Raw genomic sequence first — 14519 nt, 5'->3', positions numbered from 1 at the left:
ACTCGCCGGCTCAGCCGGCGCATCATCGGCATCTCCACCCAGCGGTGCAGGGCGGCGGCGAGCAGCAGGTTGACCACCAGGAACCCGAGCGCGAACAGCGGTCCCCACCAGCCGGGCAGCCCCTCCCCCCAGACCCCGCCGAGCCGCAGCACGGTGGTCATCACCAGGACATGCACCAGGTAGAAGGCGAACGAGACCTCGCCGAGCCAGACCATCGGACGGGACCGCCAGGGCGTCGGCCGGCCGCGCACGTCCGCGTCCGCGGCGGCGGTGATGACCAGGAGGTACGCGACGGCGAGCAGCGCCGCCCAGAACTCGGCGCGGATCCACTCGGCGGCGACCAGCCAGGTGGCCACGAAGAGCAGCCCGGCCACGGTCAGGTTCGGCCCCCGCCAGCGGCCCCGGCGCAGCAGCTCGGCGGCGGCCACGCCCATCCAGAACTCCAGCGACCGGGCCACCGGGAAGATCTGGGTGAACCACCACCGACTCTCCTCGGGCACCAGCAGCTGGCCGGGCCACAGCGCAAGGATGAGCAGGGGCGCCGCGACCACCACCACCCACAGCAGGCCGGTCCGGGCCCGGCGCAGGTGGGGCAGCACGAACGGCAGGCAGAGATAGAAGGCCAGCTCGCAGGAGAGCGACCAGCTCACGTTGTTGACGCTGTAGAAGTAGTCGCCGAGGGGGATCCAGGCCTGCACCAGGAAAAGGTTGCCGAGCGCGGCCCACGGCGGGACCGGGTCGGCGAACCAGTACGCGACGGCCAGTGCCGCCCCGAACGTCACCAGGTGGTTCGGGTAGATCTTGGCCAGCCGGCGACGCAGGAAGGTGTGCCGCGGCTCGCCGTCCCGGTACGACCAGACCAGCACGAATCCACTGAGGATGAAGAAGAACTCCACTCCGGACAGGCCGAGGCTGAACACCTTGCCGACAACGGCCTGGTAGTCGGGCTCGGCGACGATCCGCATGGTGCCGACGTGGAAGCCGAAGACCAACAGCGCGGCGATCCAGCGCAGCCCGGTCAGGGAGGGCAGCCGGGCCGGGCGGGCCGGGATCGGGGCAGCGCTCATCCCGGGGACCCTACCCGGATGCGTGCGCCGGGATCCTGCCCACTCGGAGGACCCGAGTGGGACGTCGAGGCATTACGATCCCTGTTTCTTGCGTTTTTCTCACGTTCCAGCGCGACACGGGGGGCGGTCCGCCGGCCGCTCGGACGGTGCCCAGGATGAGAGGTGGACACCGCATGCACCAGCGGATCCTGCTGCGTGCCCGGAAGGGCCCGTTCGAGGTGGTCAGCCCCGAGGAGACCTTCGAACGGAACTGGATCGGCGACAACAACGGGAACCTGGTCTTCGGCCACGCCGCCCACAAGCTGCTCGCCACCTCGACCGCGGAGATCACCCCGACCGAGTTCCGGGCCGGCTCGTACGACCCACGGGAGATCAACGAGCGGTACGACGTCTTCGTGGTGCCGCTGGCCAACGCGTTCCGGCGCAGCTACCTCGACCGACTCCAGTCGATGACCCGGATGATCGAGAAGCTGAAGATCCCGGTGGTGGTGCTCGGCGTCGGCGCGCAGACCAACGTGCACGGCGACCGGGAGTACCTGCGCCCGATCGACGACGCGGTGAAGGCGTTCTGCCGGGCGGTGCTCGACCGCTCGCACAGCATCGGCGTACGCGGCGAGGTCACCGAGGACTATCTGCGCACGCTCGGCTTCTCGGCGGTCGAGCAGATCGGGTGCCCGTCGATGTTCCTGCACGGCGACACCCTGCGGATCGAGAAGGGCAAGGCCGCGCTGGACCGCCAGGACCGGGTCGCCCTGACCATCTCCCCGTACGTGAAGTCGATGGCCAAGGTCGTCACCAGCCACCACGAGCGCTACCCGAACCTGCGCTACCTCCCGCAGGACCTGCGCACCCTGGGCACGTTGCTCTACGGGGACGCCCTGGAGCACCGGGGCAAGAGCAGCGCGATGCCGGTACACAGCACCCATCCGCTGTTCCTCGAGGACAAGGTGCGGATGTTCGTCGACCCGTGGACCTGGATGGACTACCTCTCCGGCTTCGACTTCGCCTTCGGCACCCGGATCCACGGCACCATCACCGCGCTGCTCGCCGGCACCCCCGGCTACCTCTTCGCCCACGACTCCCGCACCCTGGAGCTGGCCCGCTACTTCGGGATCCCGCACCGGATCATGGGGGACGTGCCGGCCGACGTCGACGCCGTCGACCTCTACGCGGAGGCCGACTACACCTCGCTCAACGACGGGCACAAGACCCGCTTCGCGGCGATGATCCGCTACCTGGACCGGCACGACCTGGGCAACGCGTTCGCCGACGGGGACAGCGCGGCCCGCTTCGACCGGCAGGTCCAGGAGACCACCTTCCCGCCGGCGGTCCGGCCGCTGCACACCCTCGGCTGGGACGAGCTGCAGACTCGCCTGCAGTGGCTGCGGGACCAGCACACCGAGGCCCAGCGGGAGGTGGCCGCGCTGCGCGGCACCCGCCTGCACACCCGGGTCAAGGAGGCGGTGAACGACCGGGTACGCCGGTTGCTCGGCCGTTAGAGGCTGTCGGGAAACCCCGGGGCGAGCGAGGCGGAGCCCAGCCGGCGATCCGGCAAGGCGGAGGTTGGTCCGGATACCGGTGTTGTATCCGGACCAACCTCCAACGCCGCCGGGCGTCGGCTGGGCCCGCCGCAGCCGCCGTGGGGTTTCCCGACAGCCTCTTAACCCGCTGCTGGGAGGCTGTTCAGCGAGCGCACCTCCGGGGGCAACGTCAGGTTTCGAGCCTGTCCACCCAGACCCTCGATCGTGTGCGGGTGGTCACCGAGACTCGACACCCACTGCTGAGCGTCGTCGTGCCCGTGCACGGCGTGGAGGCTCACCTGCACCAGTGCCTCGACTCGATCCTCGGCGGCCTGGACCCGGCCGACGCGGCCGACGTCGAACTGGTCGCCGTCGACGACGCCTCGCCCGACCGCTGCGGTGAGCTGCTCCGGGCGTACGCCGCCGGCCGGCCGACGATGCGCATCGTGACGCTGCCCAGCAACGTGGGTCTCGGCCTGGCCCGCAACGCCGGGCTGGACGAGGCGACCGGCCGGTACGTCTGGTTCGTGGACAGCGACGACTGGCTCCCCCCGGGCTCGGTGCCGGCGGTGCTGGCCCGGCTGCGCGCGGACCAGCCGGACGTGCTGCTGCTGGACCACCTCCGGGTGCACCACGACGGCCGGCTGGAGCCCGACGCCAGCAGCCCGCTGCTGCGCGGGGTCGACGGTTGCGCCCGGCTGGCCGAGCGGCCCCAACTGCTCCGGGTCCAGCACACCGCCTGGAACAAGGTGGTCCGCCGGGCCTTCCTGACCGAGCTGGGCCTGCGCTTCTTCCCCGGCTGGTACGAGGACATCCCGTTCAGCCACCCGCTGCTGATCGCGGCGGAGCGGATCGCGGTGCTCGACCGGATCTGCTACCGCTACCGCCAGGGCCGCCCGGGTGCGATCACGTCCACCCGCAGCGACCGGCACTTCGATGCGTTCGACCAGTACGACCGGCTCTTCGGCTGGCTGTCGGAGGCCCGGCCGGACGACGCCGGGCTGCGGGCCGAGCTGTTCGGGCTGATGGTCAGCCACCTGCTGGTGGTGGTCGGCAACGACCACCGGATGCCGGCGGAGCTGCGCCGACCGTTCTTCCGGCGGGTGGCCGGGCACTACCGGCGCTACCGGCCGGCCGGCGGCTACCCGCGCCCCGGCGGGGTGGCTGGCCTCAAGCACCGCCTCGTCGCGGCGGACAGCTACCTGGCGTACTCGGCGCTGCGGGCCGCGCACCGGTTCGCCGGGCGGCTGCGCCCGGCCCGACCGGCGCCCGCCACGGCCGCGTCGACCGAACCGGTGACGGCGGCCGCCGAGCAGCCCGGCGCGCTGGCGGCGCGGCAGTGACCGCGACGCTGCGCCCGGCCGGAACCGGCGACCTCGACCGGATGCGCCGCTGGCGCAACCACCCCCAGGTACGCGGGGTGAGCCTGACCCAGCACGAGATCGGGCCGGAGGAACACCTCGCCTGGTGGGAGGCGGTCCGCGCGGACCCGGACCGGCAGGTGCTCGTCCATCTGCACGACGGGCGCCCGACCGGCGTGGTGACCTTCACCGGGCTGACGTCGGCGGAGAAGGCTCTGACCTGGGGCTTCTATCTCGACATCGACGGCCTCGAGGAGCGCGGCGAGCTGCTGCCGGCCTGGATGGGGCTGCAGCGGGCGGCGATCAGGCACGCCTTCGACCTGCTCGGGGCCCGGACCCTCGGCGGGGAGACCCTCGCCGACAACACGCCGGTGCTGGCCCTGCACCGGCGCTTCGGTTTCCGGATCGTCCGCCGTTACGAGCGGGAGATCGACGGTACGCCGCACCAGGTGGTGTGGACGGAATTGAGCAGGGGAACATGACCAGCACAGTGAAGATCGGGCCGCACCTGGTGGGCCCCGGCGAGCCGCCGCTCGTGGTCGCCGAGATGTCCGGCAACCACAACGGCAGCCTCGACCGGGCGCTGCGGATCGTGGACGCGGTGGCGGGGAGCGGCGCGCAGGCGCTCAAGCTGCAGACGTACACCCCGGACACGATCACCATCGACCACGACGGCCCGGCCTTCCGCATCTCCGACGGCCACGACCTGTGGGGCGGGGAGAACCTCTACCAGCTCTTCCAGCGCGCGCACACGCCGTACGAGTGGCACGGGCCGATCTTCGAGCGGGCCCGCCGGCACGGGCTGACGGTCTTCTCCTCGCCGTTCGACCACACCGCGGTGGAGCTGCTGGAGGAGCTGGGCGCGCCGGCGTACAAGATCGCCTCGTCGGAGCTGGTGGACCTGCCGCTGATCCGGCTGGTGGCGAGCACCGGCAAGCCGATGGTGATCTCCACCGGCATGGCCACCATGGCCGAGATCGACGCCGCCGTCCGGGCGGCTCGCGAGGGCGGCGCCGACGGCGTGGTGCTGCTCGCCTGCACCGCCTCCTACCCGGCCCCGCCACAGGACAGCAACCTGCGCCGGGTGCCGGTGCTGGCCGACGTCTTCGGCCTGCCGGTCGGACTCTCCGACCACACGCCGGGCATCGGCGTGCCGGTGGCCTCGGTGGCGCTCGGCGCCTGCCTGATCGAGAAGCACGTCACCCTGGCCCGGGCCGACGGGGGCGTCGACTCGGACTTCTCCCTGGAGCCGGCGGAGCTGGCCGCGCTGCGGGCGGAGACCGAGCGGGCCTGGGCGGCGCTGGGCAGCGCGGTGGTCGGCCCCACCCCCACCGAGCGGGAGGGCCTGCGCTTCCGCCGCTCGCTGCACGTGGTCGCCGACGTCCGTGCCGGTGAGCCGGTGACCAGCGCGAACGTCCGGTCCATCCGGCCGGCCGGCGGCCTGCACCCGGACGAGCTGGACCGGGTGCTCGGCCGGACCTTCACCCGCGACGTGCCCCGCGGCACCCCGCTGGCCTGGGACCAGATCTGACCGACGGAACGAGGGCCCGGGGTAGGCGAACCGCCTCCCCGGGCCCTCGTCGTCGGGCCGGGACCGTCAGTTGTTCACGGTCACCAGCGCGGCCGGCAGTTCAGTCGGTGAGGACGACCTCGTGCTTCTCCAGGATCTGCCGGGCACGGTCGAAGGAGCTGAGGTCGATCACCTCGTCGGTGTCCAGCATGACCCCGAACTCGTCCTCGATCGCGGCGACCAGCGACATGTGCGCGAGCGAGTCCCACTTCTCGTTACCGCGATACTCCAGTTCGTCCACCGGAAATTCATCTGGCAATTCCAGGGCGTTACGGAAGACGTTCCTGAGCTGTTCAAGTTCCACTGGATTCTCCTCGCTCACCGGCTGAACGGCCGGGCCGACGGCCGAGTGTAGCCGACGAAATGTAGCGCTAATCGCGACGATGAGCTGCGGAAAAGTGTTCGCTCGCGGGGCGGGCGGCATTCATTCGGCCAGTCACCGGAGTTCATCATCGGGCGTGGAGATGTTAACCCGGCGCACCTAGCGTGCCATCCGATCCACGAGGCCCACCCGGCGTGGTAGCCGCACAATCAGGAACGGAGCACCAATTGAGCGCGTTGAATGGTTCATCCATTCTGATCACCGGCGGGACGGGTTCCTTCGGGAAGACCTTCCTCCGACACGTCCTCGCCGAGGCCGCGCCGGCCCGGGTGGTGGTGTTCTCCCGGGACGAGCTCAAGCAGTACGAGCTGCGCCAGGAACTGGGCGATGACCCGCGGCTGCGCTGGTTCATCGGCGACATCCGCGACCGGCACCGGCTGACCCGGGCGATGCACGGCGTCGACCACGTGGTGCACGCCGCCGCGCTGAAGCAGGTCGACACCGCCGAGTACAACCCCTCGGAGTTCATCGCCACCAACATCACCGGGTCGCAGCACGTCGTCGACGCGGCCATCGAGGCCGGGGTGCAGAAGGTCATCGCCCTCTCCACCGACAAGGCGTCCAGCCCGATCAACCTGTACGGCGCCACCAAGCTGGTCGGCGACAAGCTCTTCGTGTCGGCCAACCACTACGCCGCGCACCACCCGACCCGGTTCGCCGTGGTCCGCTACGGCAACGTGATGGGCAGCCGCGGCTCGGTGGTGCCGCTGTTCCGCCGGCTCGCCGCCGAGGGCAAGAGCCTGCCGATCACCGACAAGCGGATGACCCGGTTCTGGATCACGCTGGAGCAGGCCGTCCGGTTCGTCCTGGACTCGTTCGACCAGATGCAGGGCGGCGAGCTGTTCGTCCCGCGGATCCCCAGCATGCGCATCCTCGACCTGGTCGAGGCGGTCGCTCCGGACGCCACCACGCACGAGGTGGGCATCCGCCCGGGCGAGAAGCTGCACGAGGAGATGATCGCGCCGGACGACAGCCGCCGGACGCTGCGCGCGGCCGACCGGTTCATCGTCCAGCCGACCATCGCCACCTGGGGTTACCAGCCGCCGGCCGGCTGTGAGCCGGTGCCGGACGGGTTCGCGTACCAGTCGGACAGCAACGACCAGTGGCTGAGCCCGGAGCAGCTGCGGGAGATGCTGGGGATCACCTCGTGACGGCGATGCTCCCGTACGGCCGTCAGTCCATCGTCGAGGACGACGTCGCCGCGGTCGCTGAGGTGCTGCGCGGTGACTGGCTCACCACCGGCCCGCAGGTGCAGGGGTTCGAGGAGGACCTCGCCGGCTGGACCGGTGGCGTCGGCTGCGCGGTGGTGTCCAACGGCACCGCGGCGCTGCACACCGCGTACGCGGCCGCCGGAGTCGGCCCCGGCGACGAGGTGGTCGTTCCGCCGATGACGTTCGTGGCCACTGCCAGCAGCGCGGTGGCGCTCGGCGCGAAGGTGGTCTTCGCCGACGTCGAGGAGGAGACGTTCACCCTCGACCCGGCGGCGGCCGCCGCCGCGGTCACCTCGCGGACCCGGGTGGTGTCCGCGGTGGACTACGCCGGCCACCCGGCCGACTACGACGCTTTGCGGCGGTCCCTCGCGGGCAGCGACGCGCTGCTGCTCGCCGACGCCGCCCACTCCATCGGCGCCACCTATCACGGCCGGCCGGTCGGCTCGCTGGCCGATCTGACCACGTTCTCGTTCTTCCCGACGAAGAACCTGACGACCGCCGAGGGCGGGGCCGTCGCGGCCACCGACCCCGCGGTGCTGGAGCGGGCCCGCCGGTTCCGCAACATCGGCCTGGTCCGCGACCGGGCCGAGCAGCGCTGGCCGGACGAGGGCGGCTGGCACCAGGAGGTGCACGAGTTCGGGCTCAACTACCGGCTGCCCGACGTACTCTGCGCGCTCGGCCGCAGCCAGCTGCGCCGGCTCGGCGACTTCCTCGCCGCCCGGGAACGCCTGGTCCGCCGGTACGACGAGGCCCTCGCCGAGTTGCCCGGGGTGCTGCTCCCGGCCCGCCGCTCCTGGGCCCGGCCGGCCTGGCACCTCTACCCGATCCGGGTGCTCGACGGCCGGCGCCGCGAGGTCTACGACCGGATGCGGGCCGCCGGCATCGGCGTGCAGGTCAACTACATCCCGGTGCACTGGCACCCCGCCTTCGCCGACCTCGGCTACCGGCGCGGATCCTGCCCGGTCGCCGAATCGTTCTACGAGCAGCAACTCTCCCTGCCGCTGTACCCGGGGCTGAGCGACACCGACCAGGAACGGGTCGTCGACGCCCTCGCCGCCGCGCTCCGGGGCGCGCCGGCGGCCAGCGCGGCCTGAGACGGAAACCGATGCATCACGCCAACCACTTCTACGGCCACGCCCACGTGCTGGCCCGCTACTGCGGGCTCGGCGACCGGCACCCGCCCCGGATCAACGGCTACGTCCAGCACGGCTGGAACATCGGCGACGGGCTGGCGCCCGGCCACCCGTACGCCGAGCGGACGCCGAGCCTGCTCTGGTCCGAACAGACCCGCCGCCGGGCCTGGGCGGTGGGGCGGCGCAACGTGGTGGTCATCGGGGCGCCGTTCACCTACCTGCTGGCGCTGCGTCCCGAGGACCCGCCGCCGCCGGAGGAGACCGAGCCGGTGGAGCGGGAGGGCACCATCTGGTACCCGTTCCACGGCTGGGAGGGGCAGCACGTCAAGGGTGACCACCGGGAGCTGATCGCCCGGATCCGGGACACCGAGCCCGGCCCGGTGACGGTCTGCCTCTACTGGCACGAGTACGGCATGCGCCGGGTGCGCCGGCTCTACGAGCGCGCCGGGTTCCGGGTCATCTGCCACGGCTACCGCGGGCACTGGTGGCGGGACACCGACCCGCTCTTCCTCGACAAGCAGCTCACCGAGCTGCGCCGGCACAAGCGGGTCGCCTCCAACCGGCTGACCAGCGCCATCTTCTACGGCATCGCCGCCGGCTGCGAGCCGGCCGTCTACGGCGACCCGATGGTGCTCGCCGACGAGGACCCGACCTTCGGCGGCACCGCCCGCATCCGCCGCCAGTGGCCCGAACTGCACGGCGAGTCGGTGGACCTGCCCACCGCCGTCGAGATCGCCCGCGCCGAACTGGGCACCGACCACCGCTGCGCCCCCGCTGAGCTGCGCGAGTTGCTCGGCTGGGCGCACCTCCAGGAGAACGACGTTGACGACTGACACTGCCCAGGCCCGGCGAATCGACCTGCCGGGCGGCGAGATGCTGGCCTGGTCCGACCTGCGTACCGACGGGCCGGCCGGCGGCGGGCCGCTCGCCGCGCTCGCCGCCCGCGTGGTGCCGGCCGGCGCCCGGGTGCTGCTGGCCGGGCCGCACGAGCCCGCCTTCCTCGACCGGCTGGCGCACGCCGAGGTCACCTGCCTGCTCCGCAGCCACCGGGACGGGGTGGCGCTGGCAAACCTCGCCGGCGACCGTGCGGTCCGGGTGATCGTCGGCGGGCCGGCGGGGCTGCCGGCCGGCGAGACGTACGACGTGGTGATCGCCGGTTCGGGGCTGGACCCGGTGGAGTCGGTCGAGGGGACCCGGCTCGGCTGGGACGGGGTGCTGACCACCCTGATCGGCGCGCTGCGTCCGGGCGGCACCCTGCTGCTGCGCCAGGACAACCCGGTGGGCCTGCACCGGATCGTGGACGTCTCCCCCTGGTACGCCGACCGTGACGACGCCGCGTGGACCATCGACGGCGTGCTGGACGCCGGCCACCCGGCCAACCTCGACCAGCTGCGCGGCCGGCTCACCGACGCCGGGCTCACCCCGGACGCCTGCTTCGCCGGGTACCCGCACCCGGCGGCCGTGACCGCGCTGGTGGCCACCGGGGAACTCGACCGGGGGGCGTCCGCCGGGCTGCTCGACGCCGTGCTGCACGGCGCCTGCTCCGGCGGGTACGCCGACCGGTGCGTGCTGCAGGACCCGGCCCGGCTCGCGGTCGACGCCCTGCACGCCGGACTGGGCAGCGCGCTGGCGCCGGCCTGGGTGGTGCTCGCCCGGCGGGACGCCGTCCCCGGTGCGGACCGGGCCGACCTGCCGGTGGTGCTGGCGCAGAGCGGGCCGCCCCGGGTCGGGGTGATCGAGGTCGTGGCCGCCGCGCACGGCTGGCACTGGCGGGTCACCGACCCGCCGGCGCGGGCCGAGCCGACCGCCGGGCCGTACGCCAGCCGTACCGCCGCCCACCGGGACGCGGGCGCGCTGACCGGGCCGGTGCCGACCGGCCGGCTGCTGCGCACCCTGCTGCTGGACGCCTGCCTGCGCCGGGACCTGGACACGCTGCGCACGCTGCTGACCGGGTACGCCCGCTGGCTCGACACGTACGCCCTCGACGGCAAGATCTCCGGCGCCCCGGCCCTGGCCGGGGCGGACAACGTGGTGGTGTCCGGCGACGAGTTCGGCGTCCTCGACCCGAGCTGGCAGGCCACGGCGCCGCTCGCCGTGGACGTGGCGCTGGCGCGTACGCTCTGGCGCTTCGCCACCGTCCTGCTGACCGGCGGATACGCCCACCCGTGGTCCTCCACCCTCGACCTGGCCGGGCTCACCGTCGTCCTCGGCGGGATGGCCGGCCGGGAGCTGGACCGGACCACGGTGGCCGCGGCGGTGGAGACCGAGGCGGCCGTCGTGGCCGCGCTGCGCGGCCTGGACGCGAAGGGCCGGCTGAAGCTCGCCGACGAGCTGGGCGCGCTGGACCCCACGTCGCCGCCGCCCGGCCCGGAGAGCTACCAGCAGCTACGCGAGGCATGGCTGCGCCAACGTGAGGAGCTGACCCGGGTACGCGCGGTGCTGGGCTGGACGGAGGACCTGCTCACCAGCCGGGAGCGCGCGCTGCGCCGGGCCGACGCCATGATCAACCTGCTCAACGGCTCGGTCAGCTTCCGGGTGGGCCGGCTGGTCATCACCCCGGCCCGGTGGGCCAAGCGGGCCGCCCGCTCGGCGAAGCGACGGCTGCGCGCGGCCCTGCGCCGCCGGGTCGTCCGGGAGGAGCAGCAGTGACCCGCATCGTCGGCATCGTCCAGGCCCGGATGGGCTCCTCCCGGCTGCCCGGCAAGGTGCTGCGGCCGCTGGCCGGCCGGACCGTCCTCGGCCGGGTGGTCCGCGCCGCCCGGGAGAGCGGCGTCCTCGCCGACCTCGTGGTGGCCACCAGCACCGAGCCGGTCGACGACGCGGTGGTCGCCGAGTGCGCCCGCCTCGACGTGCCCTGCCACCGCGGGCCGGTCGACGACGTGCTGGACCGCTTCGTCGGCGCGCTCGACGCCCACCCCGGGGACGCGGTGGCCCGGTTCACCGCCGACTGCCCGCTGCTCGACCCCGAGATCGTCCGGCTGGTCGCCGACGTCTACCGGGCGGTCCCGGCGCTCGACTACGTGAGCACGTCGATCGCCCGTACCCTGCCCCGGGGGGTGGACGTGGAGATCATCGACGCGGCGGCGCTGCGCACCCTGCACCGGCTCGCCACCGACCACCACCGGGTGCACGTCACCTCGTACGCCTACACCCACCCGGAACTGTTCCGGGTGCTCGGGGTGACCCTCACCCCGGACCGCTCCGACCTGCGGCTCACCCTGGACACCGAGCAGGACTGGACGCTGGTGCGGGCGGTGATCGACCACTTCGGCGACGTCAGCGTGCCGCTGGCGAAGCTCGCCGACTGGCTGGACGGCCAGCCGGCGCTGCGCGCGTTGAACGCCGGGGTCCGGCAGAAGCGGCTGGAGGAGTCGTGACCGGGATCCGCGTCGGGCTGCGCTGCGACGCGGGACCGCGCCGCGGGGTCGGCCACCTGGTCCGCTGCCTCGCCCTCGGCGAGGAGTTCCTCGCCCGGGGCGCCCACGTCGAGCTGCTCGGCAGCGTGGACGGCGTGGACTGGGCGGCCCGGCAGCTCGCTGCCCGGGGCATCCCCCACCACCCCGGCCCGGACACCCCGGCCGGGCTGGTCGCGGTGGCCCGCGAGCACCAGTTGGACGTGCTGGTCCTCGACTCGTACGAGCTGGACCCGACGTGCGCGGGGGCGCTGCGGGCGGCCGGGATCCGCACCCTCGCCGTGGTGGACGGCGACACCCGTGGCCAGGACGCCGACCTGTACCTGGACCAGAACCTCGGTGCCGACACCGTCGCGCCGGCCGACCGGCTGCTCGCCGGCACCGGGTACGCCCTGCTCCGCCGGGAGGTGTTGACCCGGCGGCCGGCGGCGCCCCGCCCGCCGACTCCGGTCGCCCGGCCCCGGGTGCTCGCCTTCTTCGGCGGCACCGACGCGTTCGGCGCCGCCCCGCCGCTGACCCGCCTGCTGCTCGCCACCGGGCAGCCGATGGAGCTGACCGTGGTGGTCGCCCGGGAGTCGCTGGAGGCGGACCTGGCGGCGCTACGCCCCGCCCGGGGGCAGACCCTGCGGCTGGTGCCGCCCACCGACACGCTGCCCGAACTGATCGCCGCAGCGGACCTGGTCATCTCCGCCGCCGGCACGTCCACCTGGGAACTCTGCTGTCTCGGCGCCCCGTCGGCGCTGGTCTGCGTGGTGGACAACCAGCGCGAGTCGTACCACCGGGTGATCCGGGAAGGGGTCGCGGCCGGGCTCGGCGGGCTGCCCACGCTGGTCGCCGCCGGGCCGGACGGCCACGGCGCGCGCGCCGTCGCGGTGCGGGCCCTGCGCGAGCTGCTCACCTCCGCCGACCGGCGGGCCGCCCTCTCCGCCCGGGCCTGGTCCACGGTGGACGGCCAGGGCCGCGCCCGCGTCGTCGAGGCGGTGCTCGCCCTGCTCATGTAAGGAGGGGCCCCTTGTTAACAGACGTCTGTTAACAAGGGGCCCCTCCTTACACCAAGCACCGGCGCGGATCAGCGGAGGCGGTCCAGGCGGACCCGGCCGGTCAGCTCCGGCCGGTCGGTGAGCAGTTGCCGTACCGCGGCCTCCGCGTCGTCGTCCACGGCGAGGAAGTGGATCCGGCCGGGCACCGCCGCCACCACCGCCGCCGAGCGGGCCGGCTCGGCCAGCGGCAGGTTGTAGTAGGCGGGCCCGGACGCCCCGGCGGCGCCCTGAAGGGTGGCGACGAAAAGGCTGCACAGGTAGCCCTCGCGCCGCTTCCCGCTGGCCACCACGGTCACCGTGCCGGGCTCGACCGGCGCCTGGGCGAGCGCCCGGACGGTCAGGTCCGCCGGCCCGGGGCGGGCCAGCCGCCCCGACCACCAGGCCGAGGCCCAGGTGGTGCTGCGGTTGCCGAACGGCTGGGCGAAGATGCCGGTGCCCCGGGGCAGGCCGGCCACCCCGACCGCGGCGACGACCACGGCCGCCGCCACCAGGAGGCGGGCGACCGGCCCCGGCCGCCGGCCGGCCGTTGTCCACGGCGGGGGCAGCAGCAGGGCCAGCGCGCCAACGCCGACCAGCAGCAGCATCAGCAGCAGGTGCAGGGTCTTGCCGTAGTAGTAGCGCGGTGCGGTGCCGAGCACGTGGAACCAGATCCGGACGCCGAGCACGAAGAGCAGGGCGGTGCCGAGCGCGCCGGCGTACCGCCGCCACGCGGGCAGGCGCAGGCCGCCGGCGAGCAGGCCGGCGGCGACCAGCGCGGTGAGCGCCAGGAGGGCGTCGTAGCGCGGCTCCACCGCGCCGCCGGTGGCGACGTTGTCGATCTGGTCGGTGTTGAGCAGGCCGCCGATGCTGGTCAGCGGGGTCAGCGGCACGGCGACCAGGGCCACCCCGACCAGCAGCCACGGGCGGCGCAGCACCGCCCGGCGCTGCCGGACCAGCCAGGCCAGCACCAGCAGCCCCACCACCGGCAGGAACATCAGGTACGCGAACCCGACGCCGACGCAGAGCGCGCCGACCAGGACGAGCTGGGTGCCGGTGCCGGCGACCGGCCGGCAGAGCAGCGCCACCAGCAGCGCGCACAGCGCCAGGCCGAGGGTCTCGCCCGGATAGCCGTACACCACGAACCGGGCCAGCTCGGAGCCCAGGCAGAGCGCGGCCACCACACCGGCGACGGCCCAGGTCCGGGCCAGGTCGAGCTGCCGCCCGGCGATCCGGGTCGCGGCCCAGACCAGGGCGAGCACCAGCAGGGCGTACGCCGAGAGCGCCCAGCCGAGGTAGTGGTCGAGCGCGTCCACCGGGGCGGCCGGGGCGGTGGACGAGCGCAGGAAGGTGTCCAGCAGCGCGGCGGTGAGGTGGAAGCCCTGCGGGTACCAGGTCATCGCCTCGGGCGCGATCCGCGCCGCCGCCTGCGGGTCGGTGAAGAGATAGCCGCCGACCGCCCGGATCCCCTCCACGGCGGCCAGGTGGCGGCTGTTGTCCTCGCCGATCATCGCGTACGCCAGCCGCCCGGCCAGGTCCCCCCCGCGCAGGTACGGCCAGCCGAGCGCGACCGTGGCGGCCACCGCCGCCAGCACCGGCGGCAGGTCGGACGCGGCGGGCCAGGGCCAGCGGGGGCGCCGGCCAGTGGCCAGGGCGACGCCGAGCAGGACGGTGCACGCGGTGCCGGCCACCGGAACCGGGTGCAGTCCCCAGGGCCAGGCCGAGAAGAGCAGCCCGGCGGCGGCGACTACGCCGAGCAGCAGGGCCGTGGCCAGCACCAGCCGGTCGAGCAGGGTGCGGCCGCCCCGCAGCAGCCCGGCGGTCAGCGCCAGCACCAGCGGCGGCA

At 73.7% G+C, this 14519-nt stretch carries 13 protein-coding genes; 10 read left to right on the top strand and 3 right to left on the bottom strand.

What is annotated here, in order from left to right; genetic code table 11:
• The coding region (locus tag ONA70_RS27275) for an acyltransferase family protein (RefSeq protein ID WP_265009348.1) at window positions 1-1067 on the bottom strand (1067 nt) is incomplete at its 3' end.
• A 173-nt stretch (window positions 1068-1240) separates the two neighbouring features.
• Between ONA70_RS27275 and ONA70_RS27270 the strand changes: the two genes are divergently transcribed.
• The 4 genes from ONA70_RS27270 (at window position 1241) to pseI (ending at window position 5479) form a co-directional block, all read left to right on the top strand.
• The gene (locus ONA70_RS27270; RefSeq protein WP_265009347.1) at window positions 1241-2566 is read left to right on the top strand and encodes a polysaccharide pyruvyl transferase family protein; all 1326 of its coding nucleotides are present in this window, start codon (window positions 1241-1243) and stop codon (window positions 2564-2566) included.
• Between the two features lie 254 nt (window positions 2567-2820).
• Complete coding sequence (locus tag ONA70_RS27265; RefSeq protein WP_265009346.1) at window positions 2821-3930, top strand: glycosyltransferase family 2 protein; 1110 nt, start codon at window positions 2821-2823, stop codon at window positions 3928-3930.
• On the top strand, window positions 3927-4430 hold the full coding sequence (locus tag ONA70_RS27260) for a GNAT family N-acetyltransferase (RefSeq protein WP_265009345.1): 504 nt from the start codon (window positions 3927-3929) through the stop codon (window positions 4428-4430). Before ONA70_RS27265 ends, ONA70_RS27260 begins: the two co-directional genes overlap by 4 nt.
• Window positions 4427-5479 (top strand): pseudaminic acid synthase, encoded by a 1053-nt coding sequence (pseI, locus tag ONA70_RS27255; protein WP_265009344.1) that lies wholly within the window; start codon window positions 4427-4429, stop codon window positions 5477-5479. The genes ONA70_RS27260 and pseI overlap by 4 nt, the downstream gene beginning before the upstream one ends.
• A 100-nt stretch (window positions 5480-5579) precedes the next feature.
• Here pseI and ONA70_RS27250 read toward each other — a convergent pair whose 3' ends face one another.
• Window positions 5580-5822 carry an acyl carrier protein gene (locus ONA70_RS27250; protein WP_265009343.1) on the bottom strand — a complete coding sequence of 81 codons (243 nt, stop codon included), beginning with the start codon at window positions 5820-5822 and terminating at the stop codon, window positions 5580-5582.
• A 245-nt stretch (window positions 5823-6067) separates the two neighbouring features.
• On the opposite strand from ONA70_RS27250, the gene pseB reads away from it, so the two are divergent.
• The 6 genes from pseB to ONA70_RS27220 are packed head-to-tail and all read left to right on the top strand — an operon-like array spanning window position 6068 to window position 12658.
• Window positions 6068-7051, top strand: coding sequence for a UDP-N-acetylglucosamine 4,6-dehydratase (inverting) (gene pseB / locus ONA70_RS27245; RefSeq protein WP_265009342.1), 984 nt, complete (start codon window positions 6068-6070; stop codon window positions 7049-7051).
• Window positions 7052-7056: 5 nt separating this feature from the next.
• A complete protein-coding gene (locus tag ONA70_RS27240; RefSeq protein WP_265009349.1) occupies window positions 7057-8205 on the top strand; it encodes a DegT/DnrJ/EryC1/StrS family aminotransferase in 1149 nt (382 codons plus the stop codon).
• Between the two features lie 11 nt (window positions 8206-8216).
• Window positions 8217-9077, top strand: coding sequence for a hypothetical protein (locus ONA70_RS27235; protein ID WP_265009341.1), 861 nt, complete (start codon window positions 8217-8219; stop codon window positions 9075-9077).
• On the top strand, window positions 9067-10893 hold the full coding sequence (locus ONA70_RS27230; protein WP_265009340.1) for a methyltransferase domain-containing protein: 1827 nt from the start codon (window positions 9067-9069) through the stop codon (window positions 10891-10893). Before ONA70_RS27235 ends, ONA70_RS27230 begins: the two co-directional genes overlap by 11 nt.
• The gene (locus ONA70_RS27225) at window positions 10890-11621 is read left to right on the top strand and encodes a glycosyltransferase family protein (RefSeq protein WP_265009339.1); all 732 of its coding nucleotides are present in this window, start codon (window positions 10890-10892) and stop codon (window positions 11619-11621) included. Before ONA70_RS27230 ends, ONA70_RS27225 begins: the two co-directional genes overlap by 4 nt.
• Window positions 11618-12658, top strand: a complete 1041-nt coding sequence (locus tag ONA70_RS27220) for a PseG/SpsG family protein (RefSeq protein WP_265009338.1) — start codon at window positions 11618-11620, stop codon at window positions 12656-12658. Before ONA70_RS27225 ends, ONA70_RS27220 begins: the two co-directional genes overlap by 4 nt.
• Before the next feature lie 68 nt (window positions 12659-12726).
• Here the strand turns inward: ONA70_RS27220 and ONA70_RS27215 are convergent.
• Window positions 12727-14519, bottom strand: a 1793-nt coding sequence (locus tag ONA70_RS27215; RefSeq protein WP_265009337.1) for a DUF1616 domain-containing protein, incomplete at its 5' end; no start/stop codon positions are given.

This window comes from Micromonospora yasonensis, from assembly GCF_026013475.1.
Lineage (GTDB): Bacteria > Actinomycetota > Actinomycetes > Mycobacteriales > Micromonosporaceae > Micromonospora > Micromonospora yasonensis.
This window is presented reverse-complemented; position numbering and strand designations above follow the sequence as displayed.

What these genes read in the sequence shown, in the direction of transcription:
- ONA70_RS27270 (WP_265009347.1), top strand. Translation starts at nt 1,241, where the DNA reads ATGCACCAGCGGATCCTGCTGCGTGCCCGGAAGGGCCCGTTCGAGGTG.
- pseI (WP_265009344.1), top strand. Translation starts at nt 4,427, where the DNA reads ATGACCAGCACAGTGAAGATCGGGCCGCACCTGGTGGGCCCCGGCGAG.
- ONA70_RS27240 (WP_265009349.1), top strand. Translation starts at nt 7,057, where the DNA reads ATGCTCCCGTACGGCCGTCAGTCCATCGTCGAGGACGACGTCGCCGCG.
- ONA70_RS27235 (WP_265009341.1), top strand. Translation starts at nt 8,217, where the DNA reads ATGCATCACGCCAACCACTTCTACGGCCACGCCCACGTGCTGGCCCGC.